This is a genomic window from Burkholderia sp. BCC1993 (assembly GCF_905339865.1).
Lineage (GTDB): Bacteria > Pseudomonadota > Gammaproteobacteria > Burkholderiales > Burkholderiaceae > Burkholderia.
The window spans coordinates 215,366-238,639 of sequence record NZ_CAJPGZ010000015.1 but is presented as its reverse complement, the minus strand read 5'-3'; the positions used below and the strand labels follow the sequence as shown (position 1 = coordinate 238,639).

Genomic DNA, 23,274 nt, shown 5'->3' with positions numbered 1-23,274 from the left:
GGTTGGAATCGGAACGTCATTCAATATATTGTGATAATTAAATACGCGATTTTATTTTTAAAAATCGCCGACCGGAACGGGAGCGATATTGCGACGTATTTAGCGATCGTGTGCCGCGCCATCGGCGAAATTTCCTGAACTCAACGATCCTGTTAGCGAACGAAGAGTGCCGCCGCGGAAAATCCTCCCACTCCGCGGGCGCATAGCAGGAAAGGCTTACCGGGAACCAGATCATCGCAGTCGGCGAGATTGATGAATGGATCGCTGACCGTCACATGCGCGACGCGAGCAAAGTTGTCAGTAAACAGGCATCGTGCTGGAAGACCGAGCGATGCGGTAGTTCGGCGCCAGGTTGGCAGATCAAGATGGGAAGGCAAGATGCGCTGAATTTCAGCTAGGGGCACATTCGCCTCAGCGCTCGTTTGCGTCGCGAGTCGACGCGCCGCAAAGAAGTACTGAGCTGCGAAACGCGATTCATCTTCTCCCAGTGTGCCTAGCCAACCTTCTCCACTCGCGTGAAAGGCCAGCGAGATCAATCGATTGATCGAGGCATTGCGTTCGACGAGCACGGCACATGCGCCGTCGCTGAGCAATCCGGCCCCGGCTATTGACCGATCGCTTGCGAGGGGCATGACGTCTGCGCCGACCAGCAGGCCGCGGTTGATAGCTGGACGGGCGGAAAACATCGCGCGAATGATTCGTAGCGCGCCCAGTGATGAGGCGCAATGCTGTTGCGCAAACGAGAATGCCTCTGCCTGCTCGAAACCAAAGTGTTCGCATAGCAGGCGTGGCAGGGATAGCGGCGGAGGGGCGACGCTGCCCTGAAGCGTATGAACGTAGACGAGAAAGTCGATCGTGTCGGGAGCAAGATGGGTCGCACGAACGAGCGATTGGATGGCGTTCGCGGCGAGCGAAAGCGCAGTCTGTCCCCGAGCGTCATAGAACGAGCGCACCCCCGCTTCTTCGAGGTGTTTGACGGTCTCGACGGACTGCTTGGTTCGTTGGGCCCAACTGCGGACATCCTCGGCCGGCTCAGGCAGATAGTAAGCGGTATGGACGATCCCAATAGAAGCGCTCATGACGGGTTGAGATATAAGTGCGGCCTGCCATGCGATTCGAACAGTGCGCAACCGACGAAACCGCCCAGGCCGACGCCCCACGTCAGGATTCGAACGCACACTGACAGGTCGTGAGATTCGAGTGCGTTGGCGAGCCGCACGATAGGTTCGGCTGCGCCTAGATGGGCGCGGTGGCGGTCGGAAAATTCAACGACACGGCGACTGAGATGTCGGCAAATAGCCTCATCAAGTTGCGGATCTATTCCTGCTCCCACGACGGTGCCAAGGTCGTTCGGTTGAAGCGCGTGCCGGCGCAGTATCGCGTCGATCGTCGATTGCAGCGCCGGAACCCAATCTGTGCGGATATCTAGGCTTGAGAGCGCGGCGGGTGTCGCGAACCGGTGGAAGCGGCTGGCGCGTGCGTCGATCACAACCAGTCCGCAAGACGCGGGTCTGGAGCGTTCCATGAGGATGGCACCGGCTGCATCGCCCTGCACAATTCCCTGATCCGTCCATCGCGAAAACGGTGGACACCACTTTTCAGCTGCGACGATCAAGATGGTGTGGATTTCGGGCTCCGCAATCAGCAGATCACTCGCCAGTTGGAGTGCCGTGAACGCGGAAGCCCCCTGCTGTTGCGAGACCGAGAATGGAAAGCAGGGTGTGCCAATTACTGCACGCAGGCGTCCAGCGATCGTTGTGGACACATGCTCGTTGAGGCTACTGTGACAGAACATTGCAATATCGATCGGCGTTGCATTGGCTGGCCGCGCAGCACATATTGTCTGCGCCACTTTCGCGGCGAGCCCGGACAGATCGGTATCGCGCTCAACGGGCACACAGCGAAATTCGTCCGGCGCTGTGTCGGCTGCAGCGCGTCCGGTTGCAGCCGCATTCTTTGTGGGGTGGGGGGCGTAATCCGCTTGCCACGACGCGACCCAAGCGTGCCAACCGGACCGCATCGGAGCACTGAGCGTCGGCTCGATTCCGCGCTCACGCTGTACAGCGACTGTGTGCGGCACATAGCTGGCAAGTGCCGTGATCACAGGTGTATTCATGGTGCGCGTGGTAGCGCGAGGTCGTCGGGCAGCAGGTCGTAAAGGAGCCGCCCGACGCGCATGCCATCGACGAGATGGCAGTCCCGTTGCTGTCCGATCAGACGAAAACCCAGGCGCGCGAGCAGACGTTGCGACGGAACATTGCAGTCGACAGCCCATGCAGTGATGCACCGCAGCCGATCCCGGACGAACGCTTCATGAAGGAGGTATGTCGCTGCGTTGAAAGCCATATTGACGCAGGTTGGCCGCAACCGGTCGCGAAGGATCCAGAATGAGCCCACCGCGAAGCGATGCGTGACATCATTGACGGCGACTATACCGCTCGGCACTGTATAGCCGACCGAACCGAATACGCGTATTCGATGCTGTCTGCTATGGACCATTGCTTGCACCGCCAATGCGGGTAGGGTTTGGCGGCCGAGCCCGAAGTCGAACCACCGGCTGATGGTCGGCTGGGCGAGCCAGGCGACGATGTCGTCGATGTCATTCAGCCCTGGTTCGCGTAGCCAGAAAGTAGAGGACGTTGCATGCGATGCAGCGTTGTCCATTGAGGGCTGAGGCGTGCCATCCGTAGGGGCGCGGCCATTCATCCGTCGACCTCCTCATTCGCCATCCGCGGCTCCGCGAGCCAGCCGAGCGCTGTGTCGATGCGCTGCAGCAGGAAGGCAAACCAGTGGCCCGTCTGGAAGCGGGCTGCCGGCGGGAGCCCTTCAACATAACCATGGCCGCCGCAAAGCTGCACGAATTCGCGACTGACGTTGACCGACTCGGCCGCGACGTGTCGCAGTAACTGACGGACCAGCGGGACCGGCGCCGACGGGCGAGCCGTACTTACTGCCTGCAAAAACAGGTGGGTGCCATGGGTGACGATCAGCATGTCGGATAATCGCGCCGCGACGAGCTGGTAGCTTGCTAACGGCTTTCGGAACGCTTGGCGAGTCGTCGCGTAATCGAACGCGAACCGGACGCTATGTTGCATGGCGCCCGTCAAGAGTGCAGCGAGATAGAGGCCGATTTCCGTCATGTACGTTTGCGCGGGAGGAACGCTATCGCTGTCGGCTCGCGCAATCACGGCGAGGGGTGTTTCGGCCGCGGCTTCGTCGGAATGCAATTGCTCCAACACGAGGGTGCCGAGCGTGGCGATGCCTGTCGATCTCGAAGGTCGCTGATCACGTGGGCGCTCGGTGAGGAGGAGGCGCTGCTTCTCATCTATCCGCATGGTAAGGGTCACAGCGTCGCCCAGTGGACCGAGTTGCCATATTGTTGCGTTGTCGATGCCGGGCACGGACAATGCGATCGCTGTTGTGCCGTCGAAATACGCCTGAACCGGCCGAGCCAGAACTGGACCGAGTGCATTGTGCATCCGGAGCACCATGAGCGCGGGTGCTGTCAGCGTCAACTCCAATGCACGCTCAAGTGGTCCGGCGGCGAGCGCTTCGACAACAAGTGCCAGGCCGTGACGGTCGATTCCCAGGCCGCCGTGTTCCTCGGGTAGGACCATTGCTCCAAGATCAAGTGTTGCGGCAGCGAGTCTGACGGTTTCTTGCCACGCTGCTACGCTGGGTGAACCGGCAAGCAAAGGCTCCAGTCGGTTGCGCGCGAAGCGTTGGCTCGCGATATAGAGGTTGCGTTGATCATCGGTCAGTGCCCACGGCACCGGAGCGGGCCCTGGCGGGAAGGAGTCGGGGGAGAACATCACAATCCTCCACAAAGGACGAGGGTGGTCAGACGAGCATCTCGATCGCATCAGGGTGGCCGAGAAAGTCCCTAGGGCTGGCCGAGCGTCCATATGCACCTGATTGGAATACGACCACAAAGTCCCCAATGCGAGCCTCGGGAAGCAGCACGTCGTCGGCGATCCGGTCGAGCGGCGTGCACAGGCATCCGACGATGTGGCAACGCTCCGTAGGGGCTTGTGTTTGGCGATTCCCGATGGCGACCGGAAAATTGCGGCGCAGGATCTGCCCGAAGTTTCCCGATGCAGCCAGATGGTGGTGCAGGCCGCCATCGGTGATCAAGAATGTTCGGTCTCGGGATACCTTGCGATCGATCACTCGGCAGACATAGATGCCGGCTTCCCCGACCAAATATCGCCCAAATTCCAAGATCGCGCGCGTGTCCGGTAAGCGACCGCGGAATACGCCGAGCCAATCGTGCATGGCATCGGTGACCGCAGCGAGGTCAAGTGGTGTTTCACCCGCGAAATAGGGGATGCCGAAACCGCCTCCGAAGTTCACGTATTGCGGCGCGACCGACAAGTCACTGGCCAATCTGACGATCAGATCCGCACTCTTCCGTTGAGCTTCGATGACGGTCGGGGCGTGTAGACACTGGGATCCCCAAAAAATATGAAAGCCGGCCAACGATACTTCTCGGGCATCGAACTCGCGAAGTAGCTCGGGTACTTGCTCCGCATCGATCCCAAAAGGGGTGCCGCCCCCACCCATGCGCATGCCGCTGTGATCGACGCGAAAGTCCGGGTTGACTCGAATAGCGACCTTGGGCTGAACGCCGAGCTCCCAGCCAAGTGCTGTCACGAGGTGCAGCTGAGTAATCGACTCGAGGTGAATGTTGACACCGCTTGCGACGGCGCGACGCAAGTCGTCGCGGCTCTTTCCGGGGCCGGCGAAGCCGATCAGTTCTGCGGGCATGCCCGCGTTTAGCGCAAGTGCCATCTCGTTGGCCGATGCCACGTCGAACCCGTCCATCTGTGGCGCGAGGTGATGGACGACCGCGGGCATCGGGTTCACCTTGATCGAGTAATGTAGGTCGATACCGGCTGGCAGCGTGTCGCGCAGCGTGCATACACGCTGGTCGAGCGTTGCGCGATCATAAGCGAAGAACGGCGTGCGCCCTGCACGATCGGCCAGGCGATTGATCTCGACGCCGCCGATGGTGAGGACGCCGTTGTGCTCCCCAAACAGCCCGTTCACGACTGCCTCACTTCGGAGGCGGCGTCAGAGCTCGAGAAGGCGGCGCGCAATGCGGCTCGATCGAATTTCTCGTTGGGGTTGCGCGGAACTGTCTCGCGGACCACGATGCGCTGTGGCACCATGTAGCGCGGCAGATGTTCCACACACCAAGCCTGAAGCGTTTGAGCATCGAAGCACGTGGCTACCGGCACGACCAACAGGACGATCGCTTCGCCAAGTTCATCGTCAGGGATGCCGAAGGCAACCGCTTCCATGACAAGGCCACTGTCGTGAACGACTTCTTCGATCTCTTCCGGGCTGATGCGATAACCAGAACTCTTGATTTGGGCGTCGTTGCGTGCGACGAAGTACAGGAATCCTTCTGCATCTCGCCGTACCAGGTCGCCTGACCAGACAGCACGATCTCGCGGCGCGCCACCGGGTTTCAGCTCGGGCGAAGGTCGATAGCGCTGGGCAGTGCGTGTCGCGTCATTCCAATAACCGAGCGTGACGCAGGCTCCGACATGGACGAGTTCTCCGATTTCGTCCGGTCCACAAGGCGAGCCATCATCGCGAACGACCAGAATTCGGGCGTTAGGTACGGCTTTCCCGATGGAATCGGGGCGACGATCGACCTCTGAGGGGTCGAGAAACGTGGAGCGAAATGCCTCGGTCAGGCCATACATTAGAAAGGGTTCGGCCTGCGGAAACAATGCCCGGAGTTGCTGCAAGACGGGCGCCGGCAGCTTGCCGCCGGTATTCGCGAAGTAGCGCAGCTTCCGGCGTGCGGGCTCGGGCCAAGCCGCACGGGTCAATTGCATCCACAAGGGCGGTACGCCCGTGATCGCCGTAATGCGTTCGCTCGCGCAGGCATCGATGACGTCTTGCGGTGCCAAATAGTTGATGAGCACGGCGGTGGCTCCCGCCGCCCAGGTAGATGTGAGCTGACTCAGGCCAGCATCGAAACTGAGCGGCAGGGCGGCGAGGATTCGATCGGAAGAGGCGTGGTTCAGATAGTGAGCAACGCTCCAGGCACCTTCGAGCAGGTTGCGGTGGCTCAGCATCACACCTTTCGGCAATCCAGTCGAGCCTGATGTGTAGAGAATGGCGGCCAGATCCGTGTCGACATTGGCCGACGCCGGTGATTGCGGTGGATTGTCACTATCGCGTTCCGTGCGATTTCCGATTGCGGACTCGGGCCAGCTTTGAACGTGCGTTGTTGTTCGGAGATGTCGGCTTGCGGAGCCGGCATCGTCCACGATGATCGTGTAGGAAACGCCCGTAAGACCATGTTCGTCAAGGACCCGCGCGCGCAGCGCGCTGGTAATCAGGCAATCGGCACCGGAGTCGTGCAGGATGTGAGCGACCTGCTGGGGTTTGAGGAGCGGATTGATGGGAACGAACACACATTGCGCGGCGGCGGCACCCAGCATCGACACGACCGTCTCGACACGTTTGTCCAGATAGATCGCAATGCGCGCGCCGGCTGTGAACCCAAGTGCGTGGAGCGCGTCGCCCATACCGCGCGCGCGTAGAGCCAGATCTTGGTAGCGTATGCGGGCGGAACCGCAGACGAGCGCTTCCGCATCAGGTGTGCGGTTTGCTGCCGCTTCCACGAGGTCGAGTATGTTTCTCATGACGGTATCCGGATCGAATGTCGAGCGTTGAAAGGAAATCGATGGGCTAATCAGTGGCGGACCACCATCGCACCAAAGCACCCTGCCAGGCCACATGAGAACAGCAGCGAGCAACCGCCCGGTTCCCGGTTCGAACATGTCTGGAAGTTAATGAAGGGATCGGCGCCAAAGACGTGGCCGATCGGCGCAAAGTTCGCCGTGAAGAGCCGATCGCGAGGGATGGCTAGCATTGCCATTAGCCTGGACCAGCCCGGAAGATTGGCGTGGTGAGGCAGTACGTGGCTAATCTCGCGTGTCGTGATGCCCGCTTGCTGAATGGCTGCACGCATGGTCGTGAACGCAGACCAGTAGTATCGATCGTCGGGAACCGGCTGCAGATCCTCGTCCGTACCGCGGAAGGATCGTCCGTCTGTATACAAGTGCAAGCCCGCGATGGCATTTCGGTGGCCGCCTCGTTCGAGCAGCAGCGCACAGGCACCGTCGCTATGGAGCGCAAGATCCTGGATTGCCCGCAGCCGGTCGCAGTGGGAACCAATCACGTCGGCGCAGACCACAATCGCTCGCCGGATGGTGAGTTGTCGCGAGGCGAGCGCCTGCAACACACGGATCGCGGCCATTGGTGAGACGCAGTGCTGTTGCGTGACTGAAAATGCCAGTGCACGGTTCAGATTCATTTGGGACTGGATCTGTTGCGTAGTACTCGCGGGTGGTGCGATAACACTGGTCTGAATCGTGTGCGTGTATACGAACGCATCGATCGTTTCGGGTGCTGTTCTGGTGTTGCGCAGCAGGGACGATATAGCGTCGACGGCAAGTGTCACGGGCGATTCGCCAGCTGCGTCGTGGAACTGCGTTACGCCGTTTTCGATCAGTGCCGCGCACGAGTCGACGGCTGACCACAGCGCTCCGCCCAGCGATGCGCATCCACAGTCCGATCTGGCAGGCTGAACGCGATGCCAGATAGAGAAAGGGAGCCGGCTTGTTGCGACGCAATCATGATCCACCTCGACGAAATTCAAGGAGAGCGCAACCGGCCTGCCCTTGGAAACCGGCAGACCAAACGAGGGCATGTTGTCCCTCGTTAGGGTTGATCGATTGCAGCAGCGCGTCGAGTCGCGCGGGCGTGTCGGCTGCGCAGAAATGGCCGGGCGCGTCCATGCATATGCGGCAGGCACGTTCGGGCCGCAATCCACAGCGCGTGTGGATTTCGTGAGCCAGATGAGTGTCGACTGGCGCAGGAAGTACCCAGTCGACATTGCCAGGTTGAAAACCCGCGCTTGCGCACGTCTCGCCAATGACATCCGTGAGGGTCGATGTGTAGATGAGTTCGCGCTCGCTTGCGAGAGGTGGGATTACGGGCGTCCGTACCGTGAGCCCGCTTATCCGCCATCCGGGGCCGGGGTGTCTCGCGATCAGTACGGCAGCGGCCCCATCGCCCATGTCGATCTGCGCACCTATCCGACGTGGGAATGGCCGGCGCCAGCGCTCCGCGGCGACAATCACGACGGTATTCAGTCGGATGTCAGCGGCCATCATCGCCACGGCAATCTCCAACGCTATCAGGAACGACACGCCTTGAAGCTGGCCGACCGCCAGCGGGGCTCGGCCTGATCCAAGCTCGCTGTGGAGGCGGCAGGCACACGACAATGCCAGATCATGCTCGAAGCTCGTTGTGCAGACGATGATTTGATCGGGGGTGAGCGCCTCGACCTGAGACGACGAGTCAAGCAGCGTTCGCACTGTGGCAAGTGCCATGTCGGACAATGTCTGGTCGGATTCCACAGCGACCCGGTTCTCAGTAGCCCGTGATACTTGCGGCAACGGAATACCGGCCACGCCGAATGGGGCACCACGGTCGCGCCACCGCAGCGTATCGGCATAGACTGCTTGCATCACGTCCTCTCGTTCGGACCCACCCGACACCATGAATGGTTCGATATGTGCATTGGCCGGGACATCGTGCAGCGGAATGTATCGCGCCGAGGCGACAATGCGCGGCTCGGCGCCAGTGAGGTTAGTCGCAGGACGCATGGGATTCGACGAACGAGACGAGATTGCCGAAACGCAGGAACAGATCGGCGGAGAGATCCTCGGGTGCTAGCGTGAAGCCGAAGCGCTGTTCGAGTTGCAGCAGCAAGTCCGTCATATTCATCGAATCCACGCCGACATCGAAGAGGTTGGTGTCATCTACGATGAGATCGGTGCTTAGGGTGCTACCAAGGACCGACAGCAAGCAGGATTTCACTGTCTCGGACACGCCAGCGGAACTGGGGGAAACGGGATGGGTTGCCATGAACGATCTCCAGTGCGAATTTCGGACGGGTTCAGGATGGGTGCGCTTCTGTAGAGCGGTGCGGCGCGGGAGAGATGACCTCCCAGGGAAGAGAAGCCGAGCGGAGTGTGGAGCGAGCAATCATGAGCCGCTGCAGGTCGCCGGTGCCTTCCATGATGTCGAAGGCCTTTGCATCCCGATAGCTTTGCTCAAGCGACGGAAAGGCAGCGATACCATCAAGGCCGGCGAGATCGATTGCAGCTCGGGTGATGCGGGCGGCTACTTGTGACGCGTACGCCTTGGCCATTGACGCGTCCACCGACGTGGCCATTCCTTGATCTGTTTTCCACGCCGCGTGTCGGCAGAGCAACTGGGCTGTAGCGATTTGCCGATCGATATCGAGCAGAGCTTCGTTCACGTCGGCAGTGCGATGGCGTTGATTCACAGGATGTCCGCCTGCGTCGAAGTAGGCCGCGAGATCGTCGCGTACTCGTTGACATGCGCCGACCGTGACCGCGGAAAGTAGGGGGCGGAAGTAGTCCCATGCGTGTTGTGCGCCCGAAAACGCGTCGTTGAGAGGCTTTTCGTCACCGCGTCTGAGAAGCGCGTCGTCTGGTACTTCGCAGTCGTTGTAGGAGAGAACCGCGAGCTGACTGGCGCGCAGGCCGACCATTTGCTCGACGCGATCGACAGAGAAGCCCGGGATATTGCGATCGACGTGGAACGCTCGAACACCGAAACGACCAGCGTGCCGATTGATGGTGGCGAACGTGATCACATCGTCCGCGCGTGCGCCGTTGGTGATAAAGCACTTGGTCCCGTTCAGCACCCAGCCGCGCGCCGTCTTGCGAGCGGTGGTGCGCATAGCGGTCGCATCCGAGCCGCAGTCGGGCTCTGTAATGGCGAACGCACCCCAACGCGGTGTGTCGCTGCGAAATCGTTCGAAGAAGCGGGCCTGTTGCTCGCCGCTACCAAGTGCGAGGACGGGCGGCATTGCGAGGCCGGGGCCGGGCAGCGCGAGCGCTAGTGCCGCGTCGGCGTACCCGAGATATTCCATCAGTGTGGCGCGCGACATCAGTGATTGCACGTCCATGCAACCTCCGTACGCGGCCGGAACGAGATTCAGGTTCAGCGCAGGTACGTCCGAGGGCGCACAAACCGCATCTGGAATCTGCCGTGTCCGGTCGGCTTCGGGGCCGTTCAAACGCATGCGTGCAGCAAGTTGATCCAGTTCCAGCCCGTCGGCCGAGAGGTTAGCCCGGATTGTCGCAAGCGTGGATTGCACCTGAGACGACTTCACCGACTGTGACATGAGGGATTTCTCCTGATGGCAACCAAAATCGAGTGACCGACATGCAGGGACGTGATGGGTGCTCGGCGCATGGCGTTCGGATTGCAGCGTAGGTCCTGGTTACCACCCCGGCTACTCCTAACGTTGGGAGGGAGGCCCGTATGGAGTCGGAAATCTGGCCGTGCTGAGTGCGGATGCCTGATAATGGCGCCGGGATACAGCAGAGAATGGCCAACGACGGACGTGACCGATATGGCAGGGCGAAAACGGACAACCGAACAGAAAATGCCGCAGATGCAGCGGGATAACCGGGGTTCGCGCGCGATCAAGCGCGGCGACCAGGTGGCCGAGTTGATCAAGCGCCGGATCAATGATGGGCAGGCGCGACCGGGGAAACGGCTTGACAAGGAAGCCGAGCTTCAGCAGCAGTTCAACGTCAGCCGAGGCTCGATTCGTGAGGCGCTCAAGGCGCTGGAAGTGCAAGGGCTAGTGAGCTTGAGCACCGGTCCGGACGGCGGGGCGACGATCACGCGTGTGCCGCTTGCCCGCGCGTTCCAGTCACTGCAGAACTATCTGTTCTTCGAAAGCATCACGCTCGAGGACATCTATGCGGTGCGCCGGACGCTGGAACCAATGGTAGCGGCGGGTGCGGTTCCCTATCTGAGCGACGCGGACTTCGAGGCGCTCGAGCGCAGCGTGTCGGTTTGCGAGCCGTTCGAAGCGCGTCACGAGGAGGCGCTCGATCAACGCCACGAAGACATTCACTTCCACGACGTGCTCGCCGCCGCGCATCCGAATGCGTTCCTGCGCAGCCTGTGCCAGATCATCAACCAGATGCTGCACACGCTGGTGATCGTGGCCGGAAACGTGACGCAACGGGATTATCAAGCGTTCGGCCGCAACACGGTCGCGGCACACCGTGCGATTCTCGAGGCCGCGCGGCGCCGGGATTCCGATGCGGTCGCGCAACTGATGGCGGTGCACATGGACGAAGCCGAAGCGCAACTGCGCAAGGTCCACGCGGCGCTGCAGCAGAAGCTGGTGCTCGATTCCGAGCTGGACCTGCGCACGGACCGCGCGCTCTGAATGATTCGATTGCGGTCCGTTTGCACGCGAACACGATCAGGACGGGCATCGGGCGGATGTTGCGTCGGCGGCCGAGGTGGGCGTGGAGAGCGCATGTGCGAGCTCGGCAAACGGGGCGGGCCCAAACGCGCGTTCGAGCATGTGGCTTGCCCACAGTACCAGTGCATCGGCATGACGGCCGCCTACAATCTGAATCCCGATGGGCAGGCGTGAGGCAGTCATCCCGGCATAGAGGCTCGCCGCCGGCATGCCCAGCTGGTTGCACCATGCCGTGAAATGTGGAAACAGCGCGTTGCTCGAATTCACCTCGGCAAGTGACGGCGCCACGCGCGGATACACAGGACAGATGAGGAGGTCATGCTGTTCGAAGAACGTGTTCACGGCAGCGCCTAACTCGCCTCGTTCGATCAGTGCGCCCAGCAACGCTTCCCGCGAGATGCCGTTACCAGCTTGCGCATACGCCTGCAGCGACGGATCGAGCTCGGCCCAACGGTCGATCATCCCGTCCGTGAGTTGACGGCAGCAGGCACGCCAAAGGGTTGTGTGGACCGCATTGCATTGCGCGACGCCCGGGGGATCGGTGACCCGAACGAGGGCCCCCCATTCGCGAAACATCGCGGCAGCCCGTGTCACAGCATCGTGGATCGCTGCGTCGACGGCGACCGACAATCCGAGCGTAGGGCTACTGGCAACACGGATGCCGCCCGGCACGGGTTGGCATGGCAGCCCGCGCACGTAGTCGGCGCCATCGAATGGCAGCGCGTACCAGTCGCGGCTGTCCGGCCGACTGATGATTGTCAGCGTCTGCGCGGCATCTTCCACGCAACGCGTCATGGGACCGACGTGGCTGAGCAGGCCAAACGGGCCGCGTGGCGCATGGGGCACACGCCCAAAGCTTGGCTTGAACCCGAAGGTGCCGGTAAAGGCGGAGGGAATACGAATGGAGCCGCCGCCGTCCGTGCCGATGGCAATCGGGCCTATCCCGAGCGCGACGGCTGCTGCTGCGCCGCCGCTACTGCCGCCAGGCGTGCGGGACAAATCCCACGGATTGCGCGTGATGCCGGTCAGCGGACTGTCGGTGACGATCTTGTGCGCGAAATCGGGCAGGGTGGTTTTGCCGAAGCAGATCGCGCCAGCTTCGCGCAGGTGGGCCACGCAGGGGCTGTCCGATTGTGCGGCCTCGGCCGCAGTCGCTCGAGATCCGAATCGCGTGGGCAGCCCCGCAATCGAGACGTTGTCCTTGATGCTGACCGGTATGCCATCGAGCGGACTTAGCGGCGCACTGCGCTGCCATCGCGATTCGGACGCGCGCGCGAGGTCGAGTGCGTCATCGGCGATCCGGCAGAACGCATTCACCGTCGGGCCGAGCGACTGGACGCGCGCGAGGGTCGCGTGCATGACGTCTACCGGCGACGCATGCCCAGCCGCATAGATTGCGCTCAGTTCGCGCGCTGTCAGGTCACAAAGATCGCTGCTCATCGGGTCGCCTATTAATCATCATTAATTAACATTAGGCGCGATCGATGCGACTGTCAAGTTGAGGGAAGCTCCGGAGGATAGGGATGTTTTGCGGGTAAACGCTGGATGGCGGCGCGTTGACGCCACACCTCGGTCAGCGTACATTTAATGATGATAAATAGGTGCTGGGCGCGCCGAAGTTGATTCGGAGCCGAAGCGCAGTGTTCGCTGTGCGTTGTGCATTCCACACCGCAAAGCGCCGGACAGCGTGATGGGCGACGCATCAGTCGCGCGAACGCGCTCGACGCATGCGCGCGGATATCATATCCGTGGCGACAGTGTTGTAAGTGGCAAGTCCGATGGAAACAGGTTTGTGCGCAAGCGCGGCGGCGTTGGCAAGCATGCCGCGGAGTCGAGCAGTTTCCTCGGCGGAGGCGGTGTGCGAAGGTCAGCGCCGCACGACTGTTTTATACCGTGCAGGCGTGCGTTATCGGAGGGAGGCGGAAAGGCGTCGAATCGACGCGCGCTTACATCATCTTGCTTTACGGCGGGGTTCAGCGCGTGAATTGGTCACCAACTTGATCGCTTCGTCGAGCAGGCGCTCGAGTGCTTCCTGTTGGGCCGGCGCGAGCGCAGACAATTTTTCGTGAATGCGCGTGGCCCGGTCCCCGGGCGTAGTGCCTGCTTCGGCGAGTAGATCCGCGAGTCGACAGTGTAGTAGCGCCGCGAGTTGAGCGAGCCGATCCAAGCTCGGCAGAACCTGTCCGCGTTCGATATGGGACAGCGACGCTTGAGCAATTCCGGCGGCTTCAGACAACTGCTCTTGCGTGAGCGCCATGCGCTTGCGTCTGTTTGCAATTGCTTTTCCGACGGTCTTGGCGAGTTCTCCGTCTTCAAAATCGTCAGCTGTCACCGACATCCCCACACGAAGTAGAGACGCGAGTGTGCTTTTCCACGAATACTTGCAGAAGGACTTTATACCTTATAATATGTGTAATACGTTATATTATCACGAGTTCGCTTTCGGGCCGGGTGAGCAGGCTGCCACCACACCGACATAGATTAGAGCGCGACCGCTGACCATCATCTCTCCGCGCGTTGCTTGAGCGCTCAGGCGACGGAGAAGACTTCAATCGTTGTGCTAGGGCAGGCCTTGACAGACCCGAAGCAGCCGGCATTGGGGTGCGGCGCGATGGATTTGAAATCGACGAAAAAGGCTAGTTTCGCTGGGAAAGTAGACAGAAATTTTCAATTTCTCAATAATATAGGACTACGAATAATTATGGTATTCCTCAATATCCTGAGTTATGTCAGCATTTTGGTGCTGGTCGCGTTAGGCCTCGCGATCATCTTCGGCATGATGGATATCGTGAACCTCGCGCATGCCGAGTGGGTCACGATCGGCGCCTACACGCTGGCCGTAGCGCAATCATTGGGCGGGGCGCATGCGTTCTGGTTCGCATTGTTCGCGGCGCCTGCAGTGGGGGCGGTGCTCGGTTGGTGCCTTGAGCGCCTCGTGATCCGGCTCCTGTATGAACGGCCGCTCGACACGCTCCTCGCGACCTACGCGGTCAGCCTGATCGTCCAGAAGGCTCTCGAACTCGTCTTCGGCACACATCCGATGCTGGTGTATGCGCCCGTAAACGGGGCGATTCCCGTGCCGGGGGGCAGCTATCCAGCGTACCGGCTCTTCGTGATCGGCGTGGCGCTCGCAGTGACGGGAGGGTGCTGGCTGTTGTTCGCTCGCACGCGCTTTGGCACACGGCTGCGCGCGGTGATCCAGCATCCGGCGATGGCAGAAGCGGTGGGCATCGATACACGACGGCTGAACCGGCTGGCCTTCTGTGGGGGCGCTGCGCTCGCGTCACTCGCCGGTGTACTGGTGGCACCCATGGTTTCGGTGGAGTCCCACCTCGGCGTCGCCTATCTCGCCAAGGCGTTCTTCGTGATCGTGCTGGGCGGGATTGGCTCGATCGCCGGGAGCCTGTTCGGTAGCGCCTTCGTCGGCACGGCCGAGACGCTGCTCAGCTATCGCGTGGATCCGTCGCTGGCCTCGGCGATCGTGCTGATCCTGTCCATCGTTCTGATCCGCTTCCGCCCACAGGGTCTGTTGCCTGGCTTCAGCGCCGCGCATCAGCTTCACGGTAAAGGTTAAGTCATGCTCCAACCACCTTTTGCACACGTGCGCCGCTGGTTGTGGCAGCCGGCAATGAGCATCGAAGACATTTCCCCGATGGCAGTCGGCATCGCGATCGTCGCAGCCGCGTTGATCCTGCCGTTTTGCCTGGGACCATACCTGCTCTCGACCGTGCGCGACGCGCTGATCATGGGATTGCTCGCACTGAGCTATGACCTGCTGTGGGGCAGGGCGGGTGTGCTCACGCTTGGGCATACGACGTTTTTCGGACTGGGCGCGTACGGCTTTGCGGTCGCCACCGTGCAGTTCGGACAGACGCCTGTCATCGGACTCATCGTTGGACTGTTCTGTGCGATGGCGGTGGCGGGCGTATTGGGCTACTTCTTGCTGTTCGCGGGGGTCCGGCTGCACTTCTTCGCCATTATCAGCATGGCCGTGCTGATCATCGTCCAGCAACTGGCGACGAGTTGGCAATCGATCACGGGTGGCGACACGGGCCTCCTCGGCATACCGGGACTGTCCTTTTCACTGATCGGGCACACGCTCGATTTGAGCGGAGCGGGCAGGGCCTGGTACGCGGTAGCAGCCGTGCTTGCCATGTTGCTCGTCACGACCTGGCTCGTGTGCCGCAGCCGATACGGCAAGGTTCTGTCGGCGATTGCTACCAACGAATGGCGTGCGAAAGCGTGCGGTTATCACACTTCGGCGCACCTGCTGCTCGTGTTTACCGCGTCGGCGGGGCTTGCCGCAATCGCTGGTGTGCTGATGGCCACGTGTTCGGGCGTCGTAGCGCCGGACGTGTTCTCACCGGTGCTGGCCACCGAGGTCATTCTCTGGGTCGCGATCGGTGGGCGCGGCACGCTCGGCGGTCCGGTACTCGTGGCGGTCGCGCTCACGCTGCTCAAGCAAATCGTATCGAGCGTCAGCACCGACGGATGGCCGCTGTTGTTCGGTGCGTTGTTCCTCGGCTGCGTGCTGTTCTTGCCGAACGGGGTCTGGCCTCGTGGCTTGATCACTGGCGTGCGGCGAATCGGTCGGAACCGCCTAGGGCGAGCCGCCATGCAACGCGCCGAGCACGTGGAAGGAGGGCGGTGATGAACGCACCGTTGATGAAGGGCGAGGGGCTGCACCGCGCATTCGGCGGCATTCACGCAGTCGACAACGTCGACGTGACGATCGGCCCGCGCGACCTGCTGTGCGTCATTGGCCCGAACGGCGCCGGCAAGAGCACGCTGGTCGGGCTGTTGTCCGGGGCGATCGCACCAGGCGCCGGAGAGTTGTATCTCGCCGGCGAGCGCGTGACGGGCCGGCCGATGCATCAGTTCTGCCGGCGTGGCGTGGTGCGCAAGTTCCAGGGCACCAACACGTTTCTGGCGATGAGCGTGCGCGAGAACCTCGTCGTCGCTGGCCTCGGCGTCGCGGCGTATCGGAACACGCCGATGCCGGATCCGGACGCGATCCTCGATGAGATCGGGCTGTCGGTTGAGGCAGCAGAGATCGCAATGCACTTGCCGCACGGCGAGCGACAGTGGCTCGAGATTGGCATGGCGATGATGTGCCAACCGGCACTGCTGCTGCTCGACGAGCCCGCCGCCGGCCTGTCGGCCAACGATGCACAGCGGCTCGTGCGTTTGATCCACCGTTTGCGCGAGCGCTGCGCGGTATTGGCGATCGAGCACGATTTGACCTTTGTCGAGGCGCTGCGGTGCGAGACATGGGTCATGCATCGCGGGCAGATCGTCCGCCAGGGCAGTTATGCCGACATCGCACGCGACGACGAAATCCGGCGTATCTATCTCGGTCAGGGGGCAAGCCATGTTGCACATTGAGAATCTGTCGGCCGGCTACGGCGATGTCGCAGTACTGCAGCAGATCGACCTCGAGGTTGGACCTAACGAAGTGGTCGGTGTGCTTGGCTGCAATGGCGCGGGCAAGACGACGCTGGTCAAGGCGATTATGGGCCTGCTGCCGCGCGTATACGGCGATGTCTTGTTTCAGGGGCAGTCCATCACCGGACTACGGACCCATGCGATCGCCCGGCGCGGTATTGGATTGGTTCCGCAGGGGCGTTGGATCTTCCCGAAACTGACCGTGCGCGAGAACCTCATGATGGGCACGCAGGCGGCCGGCGGTGGGGCGATTCTCGACGAGGTGTTCGAGTACTTCCCGATCCTCAAGTCGCGGCTCTCGCAGCACGGCGGCACGCTTTCCGGTGGCGAACAGCAGGTGCTCGCGATTGCCCGCGCGCTGTGCGGTCAGCCGAAACTGCTGTTGCTGGACGAACCGTCCGACGGTGTGCAGCCGAATCTGGTCGAACTGATCGGCGAGGTCATCCCAACGTTGTGCCGCCGATCGCGGCTCGCCGTGCTCCTCGTCGAGCAGAACTTCGATCTCGTGCTGCGCAGCGCGCAGCGCTGCATCGTGCTCAAGAATGGACGAGTTGCCCATGCCGGCCACATCGAGCCACGAAGCGGTTCGGCGGGGGCTCATCCGTTGGCGCAATACCTGTCGCCGGCCACCGAGTCTGACACGTTTTCAATTTCTTCACCACATTCGACGCATTCCCACCTGGACCTCACCCGATGAAGACTACGATGAATCGTCGCGCCTTTACCCGAACCGCCTTATTCAGTGTCGTCGGCGCACTCACCACTTCTGCCATGCCGTCGTTGGTACGGGCTACCACGCCGCTCAAGATCGGCTTGCTCGCGCCATTGAGCGGTCCGCTCACCCGCGTGGGCGAGACCAACCGCAACTGCGCGCAGTTGGCTGTCGACGAAATCAACGCCGCCGGTGGATTGCTGGGACGCCCGTTGCAACTGAGCGTCGAGGATACCCAGATGTCCACCGCCGTGACGCTGCAGAAGGCCCGGCAACTGTTGATGCGCGATGAGGTCGCGGTCCTGACCGGCATGGTGCTACCGTCCGAGCGCGAAGCTGCGTTGCAGGCCGCCAAGTCGGCTGGGCGGCTGGTGATCTACCCGAACTTCGACGAGGGGCGCTGCGATCCGAATCTGTTCACTACGGGCCTGACTGTCAACCAGCGCGTCGATCCACTGATCGATTGGCTGATGCGCAAGGGTGGTCGCACGGTTTGCGCGGTGGTCTCGGACATCGGCAGCAACCGCAAAGTGCTGGTGCCCGCGCTGCAGGCAGCGGTGAAGCGTTACAGCGGGCAGTTTCTCAACGTGTATTGGTTGCCGTTCGGCACACGCGATTATGGTGCGGTGTTGCAGCAGATCGCAAGCCAGCGCCCACAGATCGTCTGGCACAGCATCGGCGACGACCCGGTCACCTTCGTCAAGCAGTACCGCTCGTTCGGCATGAACCCGCAACTGGTGACTGACATTGCGCACGAGTCGCTGTCGATCGCGACCACGGGCGCGTCGACCGGGATCGTTGGCGTTTCCTCGTATTTCATGAGCGTCGACAACCCTGAGAACCGGGATTTTCTCGCGCGTTACACGGCGCATGAAGCTGGCCCAAACGACCCTCGGTTAGGGCAGTTGGCCGTGGTGCTACCGCACGGCGAGTGCACGTATGCCGGACTTCGCCTGTTTGCAGCGGCTGTCAAGGTGGCCGGCAGCGTCGACGTCACCCGCGTGAAAGCCGCGCTGTCGGGTGTTTCGTTGAATTTGCCGCGTGGCAAGGCGGGCGTGAGCCAGGACGGCGACCATGTGTTATGCCAAACCCGTATCGGCAGGGCGCTGTCGGACAACGGTTTCGCGGTGTTGGACTCGGCCGGACCAATTCCACCGCAGTGCGAGGGATAGGCATGAGGTAATCAAACACGTTCCAATTTCTCTCAATTATTTGGGAATACATATGAATGACGTACTGGGAATGAACGTCGAGCAGCTCATGGTCGGCTACCGGCGCCGCTCGTTCTCGCCTGTCGAGGTTATTTGCGCGGTTCTGGACCAGGTCGCGCTCGTCAATCCCCTTGTCAACGGCGTGTGCAACCTCGACGAGGACAGCGCGCTGGCCGCCGCACGCGAGTCGGAGCAACGCTGGATGCGCGGGGAGCCATGCGGATTGCTGGATGGCGTGCCGGTCTCGGTCAAGGACCTCGTCGCCGTGCGCGGACTGCCTACCCGATATGGATCGCTCACGTCACCCAGCGCGCCGGAGGCCGATGACGCACCCGCGGTCGCACGACTGCGACAGGCCGGCGCGCTGCTGTTCGGCAAAACCACGACCTCAGAGTTTGGCAACAAGATCGTCACGGACAGTCCGCTCACTGGCATTACCCGCAACCCATGGGATCGGCGTCTCACGTCCGGCGGGAGCAGCGGCGGATCAGCTGTAGCGGTTGCACTCGGCATGGGACCGTTGTCGCTGGCCACCGATGGCGGTGGGTCGATCCGCGTCCCAGCATGCTGGAGCGGGGTGGTCGGAATGAAACCGTCGTTCAACCGGGTGCCAGCTGGCGCGGCGGTGAGTTGGACTCACCTGTCGACGCTTGGTCCGATCGCGCGTTGCGTAAGCGACGCGGCGCTGATGCTGACCGTGATGTCCCGCCAGAGCGATGCTCGAAGACCGGCTTCTGCTGGTTCCGATCTGCGCATCGGTCTGGATGATGGCATCGCCGGATTGCGCATTGCCTATTGCCCGGCGCCTGCGGGTGTGCAGGTTGAGCCTGACATCACCGTGAGTGTCCGTCAGGCGGTGGGCCTGTTCGAAGCGCTCGGGGCACAGGTCGAGGAAACGGATGTGAAGCCGCTGGACGGCTATCTGGAGAGTCGCATGCACGCAATCCAGTGGGCGGTCTTCTTTGCACAAAGGGCCCGGCAGCTTCCTCCCTCTGCGCGGCCGCAGCTCGATCCGGACGTGTCTGCGTTGGCTGAGGCCGGCGGTAGCGTCCTCACTTCGACCTTCGTCGATGCGCTTCAGGCGCGTCACGCGCTGACGGTCGCGATGGCCGCGTTCTTTGAAGACTACGACTTGCTGCTCACGCCGACATTCCATTGTGCCCCGCCGCTCGCGGAGGGACGCCCCGAGCAATCGCGCATGGCGCCGCCGTTGACGTCGTGGTGCAACCAGACTGGGTTGCCGGCGGCGAGCGTGCCGTGTGGTTTGCCTGGCGGGTTGCCGACGGGCCTACAGATCATCGGGCCGTCGGGCGGCGATGCGCTGGTGCTGCGCGCGGCACGGGCGTACGAGTCCGCACGTGGCCCGTTTCCGGCTCCACCAGAAGCAATGCAAGGCCAGACTGAGGGCGTGGAGGTGCTGACATGAATCTGCCCATCACCAAATTCGTCGTCCACCTCCTCGAGCGGCGCACCGAGTTGCACGTACCGGTTGACCCGCCACATCGGCAGGTCGTGGCGGCAGCAGTTCTCCGATTCGACGACTGGCACGCGGACGCGCCGCTCGCGGCGCTCGAGCCGCTCTATGAACTGGGCGCTGAGCTTGGCACGTTGCTGACCGGACGGGCGCGATGGGCGCTGGATGTCGCGCCGTCGACAATTCAGGCCTACGGCAAGGCCGCGCTCGTGGGCAGCGCGGTACCGCTCGAATGTGCGGCGGCACTCTTGCATCCCCGTATGGGAAGGGCCATGCGCGAGAGCTTGCCAGGCGCCACGTCGTTGATTCCGTCGGTGACCAAACGTGCCGCGCCAGGCGCATGTGTGGACATTCCGCTCCACGGCAGCACCGACATGTGGAGCTTTGACCACTTTGACACGGTCTCGCTGACGCTCGCCGATGCGCCAGCGCCGAACGAGATCGTGGTGGCGATCGCGCTGGCCGACAGGGGTAGACCGCTCGCGCGTGTGCGACCGGACTGAACAGTGTCGATGCCAAGACGGCACGACACGAACAAACAATCACAAAGACGAAGGAGACATCATGCAGATAAGAACATTTCGGGGAAGCGTGGCTAAGTTGGCTGTAACGTTGGGCGTGTGCACCGGTGCCGGGGTCGCACATGCGCAATCATCGGTCTCGCTGTATGGGTTAGCGGACGCATTCATTGGCGAAGTGCATCCTGCTGGTGCCGCCGGCAACGCGTGGCAAGTCGGCTCTGGCGGGATGACGACTTCGTATTGGGGGATGTCCGGTACGGAGGATCTGGGCGGGGGGATGAAGGCCGTCTTCACGCTCGAGAGCTTTTATCGCATCAACGGCGGCCAGGCCGGCTCGTTTCCTGGACAGTCATTTTTCGGGCGAAACGCCTTCGTTGGTCTGAGCGGCCATTTCGGAGCGTTGACGCTGGGGCGCAATACCGCGCCGCTGTTCGTGTCGACGCTGCTGTTCAATCCGTTCGGCAACTCGTTCGTCTTCTCGCCGATTGTCGTGCATAGTTTCCTTGGCTCGGGCATGGGTGCTGCGTCACTCCAGAGCGACACGGCGATCGATAATTCGCTCCTTTATCAGACACCCGAGGTCGCCGGTCTGTCCGGAAGCCTGCTTTACAGCAATGCCGGCATTGCCGGCCATGCCGGGCAGGCCAACTACAGCGCGAACGTCTTGTATTTCGGCGGCCCGTTTTCGGCGACGGCCGCCGTGCAGAGTCTGCACACGGCATCGCTGTTTCTGAACGGCGCCACTACGCAGACTGCATGGATGGTCGGTGGCGCGTATCGGTGGAGTGTGGTCAAGCTGTTCGCCCAGTACGAGCGCGTGGACAACAACAATCGCGTCACGGACGATACGGTGCAGCTCGGGGCAAGCGTTCGGATAGGGTTAGGAAGCGTACTGATGTCGTGGGCGGGAACGCGGCGGCGACCGTCGGTCGGAGATCATCTCCGTTGGTCGACGCTCGCGCTCGGCTACGACTACCCGTTGTCGAAGCGGACCGATGTGTATGCGGCTTGGCGTTATGACACGATCACAGGTGTGTCGACTGGCAATAGTGTAGGCGCCGGGATGCGGGTCAAGTTCTAAGTTGCGCCGCTTCATTGCAGCAGAACGCAGCCGGGCGGGTATCCGACTTCGGCTGCGTTGCGCACGCATCGATTCGACAGAGCACGGTGCGCTCTGCCTCGACGTGAGGCTCGCGGTATCATGTCCCAACATCATCACGAACACTTCATGGCTCATGGTTTTGCCGAAAGTCCGACGCGCGGGGCGCAAGCCGCTTACCAAAGGCGACCTTCTGCCGTTGCCGACCGCGAAGGTCCGAGCGCTGTCCCTCGAAAATCATATGGCACTGGCCGCTGTAAGGGCTGGTCACGGGGGAGAAGAGCAAATTAGTTGTCTGCTACGGGTCGTCTATCTCGCATTCTATATGCGCAACGAGACGGGAGCGGGGGCGGATTTGAACCTGTACCGGCAAGCCGAGGCCGCTTTGGAGGCCTGCATTGCACGTGCGGAGCAGGGCGCTGCCTGGTTGTTGCTCGATCGCGAGCAGTCCACGATCGAGCAGCTGTTGGTCGTCCATGACGAGCAGTTGGCGGCGGTGCCGATGTACAGGTACTGCACCGCTTGGGAAGACCTTCAACGATTCATGACCGGACAGATCCGGTCACCCGTTCCGACGTCGGGCGCGGCGCCGTGAAGCCAAACAGCTTACCGTAAGCGCATCCTGCGATCATCCTTTCAGCCTCCGCGTGACCAATACCACATCGGTCACTGTGGAAAGGTCGCATCGAAACGCGATGGCGTTGCCAGGCTTCGCTGCGACGGATCACGAGCATGTCGTGTGCAATCTTTGGAGAGACACCATTTTTAACCGACGGAATGTCCCGTCGGTACGACGGGTTTGGTATCTGGTCATCCTTGCTGCTTGAATGCCTTTCAGTTCCGGCCATGTTCGTGCCGGATATGGAGGGCCAATCATGTCTTGGAATGATGATGGAACGCGAACGATCTTGCGCCGCCGACAAGTCGAGCGGTGCACGGGCCTATCGAGATCGACAATCTATAAGCGCATGCGAGACGGAACGTTTCCGCCTGCCATTCCGCTTGGTGGACGAATGGTAGGGTGGCGGGCGACCGATATCGAACAATTCCTGGCCGATCCGTCGCGATATCGAGCATCACAGGCGCACGAGACGGAAGGCAGGGGAGATGGCGGTGAAGCACGATGAGCAATCGCCGTCACTCGATGAGCGTCTTCGCAATTGGGGGCAGTCGAATCGCGGCGCGTACGATCCCAGCGATGCCGAACGTGTAACCCGGGCGTGGCGAACGCTGCAGCCACGACATCGGGAGGTTCTGCGGATGGTCTACCTCTGGCATGCGAGTCGGGAGGTCGTGTGTCGACGACTGAAGATTGTTCGCCATCCACGTCGTCTGTTCGATCTCGAACTCCATGCTGCGCGGTCTGCGCTTGCCCGCGCCCTTGAGGAAGGCAAGTTCACACAATAGCGTTCGCGGGATGAAAGTTCGGCGATGTCAGTTGCATAGGCGCTCACGCAGC

23 protein-coding genes and 1 pseudogene are annotated in these 23,274 nt (G+C 61.8%); 11 read left to right on the top strand and 13 right to left on the bottom strand.

The annotated features are described in order from the left end of the window. Positions 1 to 152 precede the first annotated feature (152 nt). The 10 genes and pseudogenes from U4Y91_RS25520 to U4Y91_RS25475 form a co-directional block, all read right to left on the bottom strand. Positions 153 to 1,079: a 3-oxoacyl-ACP synthase gene (locus U4Y91_RS25520; protein WP_321807408.1), complete on the bottom strand. Its 927-nt coding sequence runs from the start codon at positions 1,077 to 1,079 to the stop codon at positions 153 to 155. Beyond that, positions 1,076 to 2,116: a 3-oxoacyl-ACP synthase gene (locus U4Y91_RS25515; protein ID WP_321807407.1), complete on the bottom strand. Its 1,041-nt coding sequence runs from the start codon at positions 2,114 to 2,116 to the stop codon at positions 1,076 to 1,078. Before U4Y91_RS25515 ends, U4Y91_RS25520 begins: the two co-directional genes overlap by 4 nt. Continuing rightward, on the bottom strand, positions 2,113 to 2,664 hold the full coding sequence (locus U4Y91_RS25510) for a GNAT family N-acetyltransferase (RefSeq protein ID WP_321807406.1): 552 nt from the start codon (positions 2,662 to 2,664) through the stop codon (positions 2,113 to 2,115). Before U4Y91_RS25510 ends, U4Y91_RS25515 begins: the two co-directional genes overlap by 4 nt. Before the next feature lie 38 nt (positions 2,665 to 2,702). Continuing rightward, a complete protein-coding gene (locus tag U4Y91_RS25505) occupies positions 2,703 to 3,812 on the bottom strand; it encodes an acyl-CoA dehydrogenase family protein (RefSeq protein WP_321807405.1) in 1,110 nt (369 codons plus the stop codon). Between the two features lie 28 nt (positions 3,813 to 3,840). Next, positions 3,841 to 5,049, bottom strand: coding sequence for a pyridoxal-dependent decarboxylase, exosortase A system-associated (locus U4Y91_RS25500; protein ID WP_321807404.1), 1,209 nt, complete (start codon positions 5,047 to 5,049; stop codon positions 3,841 to 3,843). After that, on the bottom strand, positions 5,046 to 6,665 hold the full coding sequence (locus U4Y91_RS25495) for an acyl-CoA ligase (AMP-forming), exosortase A system-associated (RefSeq protein WP_321807403.1): 1,620 nt from the start codon (positions 6,663 to 6,665) through the stop codon (positions 5,046 to 5,048). Before U4Y91_RS25495 ends, U4Y91_RS25500 begins: the two co-directional genes overlap by 4 nt. A 50-nt stretch (positions 6,666 to 6,715) precedes the next feature. Beyond that, positions 6,716 to 7,662 (bottom strand): annotated as a pseudogene (locus tag U4Y91_RS25490) (3-oxoacyl-[acyl-carrier-protein] synthase III C-terminal domain-containing protein). Then, entirely contained in the window at positions 7,659 to 8,558 is a 900-nt protein-coding gene (locus tag U4Y91_RS25485; protein ID WP_321807402.1) for a 3-oxoacyl-[acyl-carrier-protein] synthase III C-terminal domain-containing protein, read from the bottom strand. Before U4Y91_RS25485 ends, U4Y91_RS25490 begins: the two are co-directional and overlap by 4 nt. A gap of 121 nt (positions 8,559 to 8,679) precedes the next feature. After that, entirely contained in the window at positions 8,680 to 8,958 is a 279-nt protein-coding gene (locus U4Y91_RS25480) for an acyl carrier protein (protein ID WP_060188646.1), read from the bottom strand. Between the two features lie 31 nt (positions 8,959 to 8,989). Continuing rightward, positions 8,990 to 10,249 (bottom strand): acyl-CoA dehydrogenase, encoded by a 1,260-nt coding sequence (locus tag U4Y91_RS25475; protein ID WP_321807401.1) that lies wholly within the window; start codon positions 10,247 to 10,249, stop codon positions 8,990 to 8,992. A gap of 231 nt (positions 10,250 to 10,480) precedes the next feature. Here U4Y91_RS25475 and U4Y91_RS25470 point away from each other — a divergent pair, with 231 nt between their 5' ends. After that, the gene (locus tag U4Y91_RS25470) at positions 10,481 to 11,314 is read left to right on the top strand and encodes a FadR/GntR family transcriptional regulator (RefSeq protein ID WP_321807417.1); all 834 of its coding nucleotides are present in this window, start codon (positions 10,481 to 10,483) and stop codon (positions 11,312 to 11,314) included. Between the two features lie 36 nt (positions 11,315 to 11,350). Here U4Y91_RS25470 and U4Y91_RS25465 read toward each other — a convergent pair whose 3' ends face one another. Next, positions 11,351 to 12,793, bottom strand: a complete 1,443-nt coding sequence (locus U4Y91_RS25465) for an amidase family protein (protein ID WP_321807400.1) — start codon at positions 12,791 to 12,793, stop codon at positions 11,351 to 11,353. Between the two features lie 511 nt (positions 12,794 to 13,304). Then, positions 13,305 to 13,691, bottom strand: coding sequence for a helix-turn-helix domain-containing protein (locus U4Y91_RS25460; protein WP_059815406.1), 387 nt, complete (start codon positions 13,689 to 13,691; stop codon positions 13,305 to 13,307). Positions 13,692 to 14,051: 360 nt separating this feature from the next. Here U4Y91_RS25460 and urtB point away from each other — a divergent pair, with 360 nt between their 5' ends. From urtB to U4Y91_RS25410, 10 genes are all read left to right on the top strand, one after another. Next, positions 14,052 to 14,927, top strand: a complete 876-nt coding sequence (urtB, locus tag U4Y91_RS25455) for an urea ABC transporter permease subunit UrtB (RefSeq protein WP_107313273.1) — start codon at positions 14,052 to 14,054, stop codon at positions 14,925 to 14,927. A 3-nt stretch (positions 14,928 to 14,930) separates the two neighbouring features. Then, on the top strand, positions 14,931 to 16,004 hold the full coding sequence (locus U4Y91_RS25450; protein WP_321807399.1) for a branched-chain amino acid ABC transporter permease: 1,074 nt from the start codon (positions 14,931 to 14,933) through the stop codon (positions 16,002 to 16,004). Further along, complete coding sequence (locus U4Y91_RS25445; RefSeq protein WP_321807398.1) at positions 16,004 to 16,738, top strand: ABC transporter ATP-binding protein; 735 nt, start codon at positions 16,004 to 16,006, stop codon at positions 16,736 to 16,738. Before U4Y91_RS25450 ends, U4Y91_RS25445 begins: the two co-directional genes overlap by 1 nt. After that, entirely contained in the window at positions 16,725 to 17,495 is a 771-nt protein-coding gene (locus tag U4Y91_RS25440) for an ABC transporter ATP-binding protein (protein WP_321807397.1), read from the top strand. The genes U4Y91_RS25445 and U4Y91_RS25440 overlap by 14 nt, the downstream gene beginning before the upstream one ends. Before the next feature lie 8 nt (positions 17,496 to 17,503). Beyond that, positions 17,504 to 18,682: an ABC transporter substrate-binding protein gene (locus U4Y91_RS25435; protein WP_321807416.1), complete on the top strand. Its 1,179-nt coding sequence runs from the start codon at positions 17,504 to 17,506 to the stop codon at positions 18,680 to 18,682. 52 nt (positions 18,683 to 18,734) lie between these two features. Next, the gene (locus tag U4Y91_RS25430) at positions 18,735 to 20,147 is read left to right on the top strand and encodes an amidase family protein (RefSeq protein ID WP_321807396.1); all 1,413 of its coding nucleotides are present in this window, start codon (positions 18,735 to 18,737) and stop codon (positions 20,145 to 20,147) included. Further along, positions 20,144 to 20,698: an amino acid synthesis family protein gene (locus U4Y91_RS25425; RefSeq protein WP_321807395.1), complete on the top strand. Its 555-nt coding sequence runs from the start codon at positions 20,144 to 20,146 to the stop codon at positions 20,696 to 20,698. Before U4Y91_RS25430 ends, U4Y91_RS25425 begins: the two co-directional genes overlap by 4 nt. A gap of 61 nt (positions 20,699 to 20,759) precedes the next feature. Continuing rightward, positions 20,760 to 21,797, top strand: a complete 1,038-nt coding sequence (locus U4Y91_RS25420; protein WP_321807394.1) for a porin — start codon at positions 20,760 to 20,762, stop codon at positions 21,795 to 21,797. A 154-nt stretch (positions 21,798 to 21,951) separates the two neighbouring features. Then, positions 21,952 to 22,410 carry a hypothetical protein gene (locus U4Y91_RS25415; RefSeq protein WP_321807415.1) on the top strand — a complete coding sequence of 153 codons (459 nt, stop codon included), beginning with the start codon at positions 21,952 to 21,954 and terminating at the stop codon, positions 22,408 to 22,410. Positions 22,411 to 22,642: 232 nt separating this feature from the next. Next, a complete protein-coding gene (locus U4Y91_RS25410) occupies positions 22,643 to 22,942 on the top strand; it encodes a helix-turn-helix transcriptional regulator (protein ID WP_415750494.1) in 300 nt (99 codons plus the stop codon). A gap of 10 nt (positions 22,943 to 22,952) precedes the next feature. Here the strand turns inward: U4Y91_RS25410 and U4Y91_RS25405 are convergent, their stop codons facing one another. Continuing rightward, positions 22,953 to 23,168: a hypothetical protein gene (locus tag U4Y91_RS25405; RefSeq protein WP_321807392.1), complete on the bottom strand. Its 216-nt coding sequence runs from the start codon at positions 23,166 to 23,168 to the stop codon at positions 22,953 to 22,955. Positions 23,169 to 23,274 lie beyond the last annotated feature (106 nt).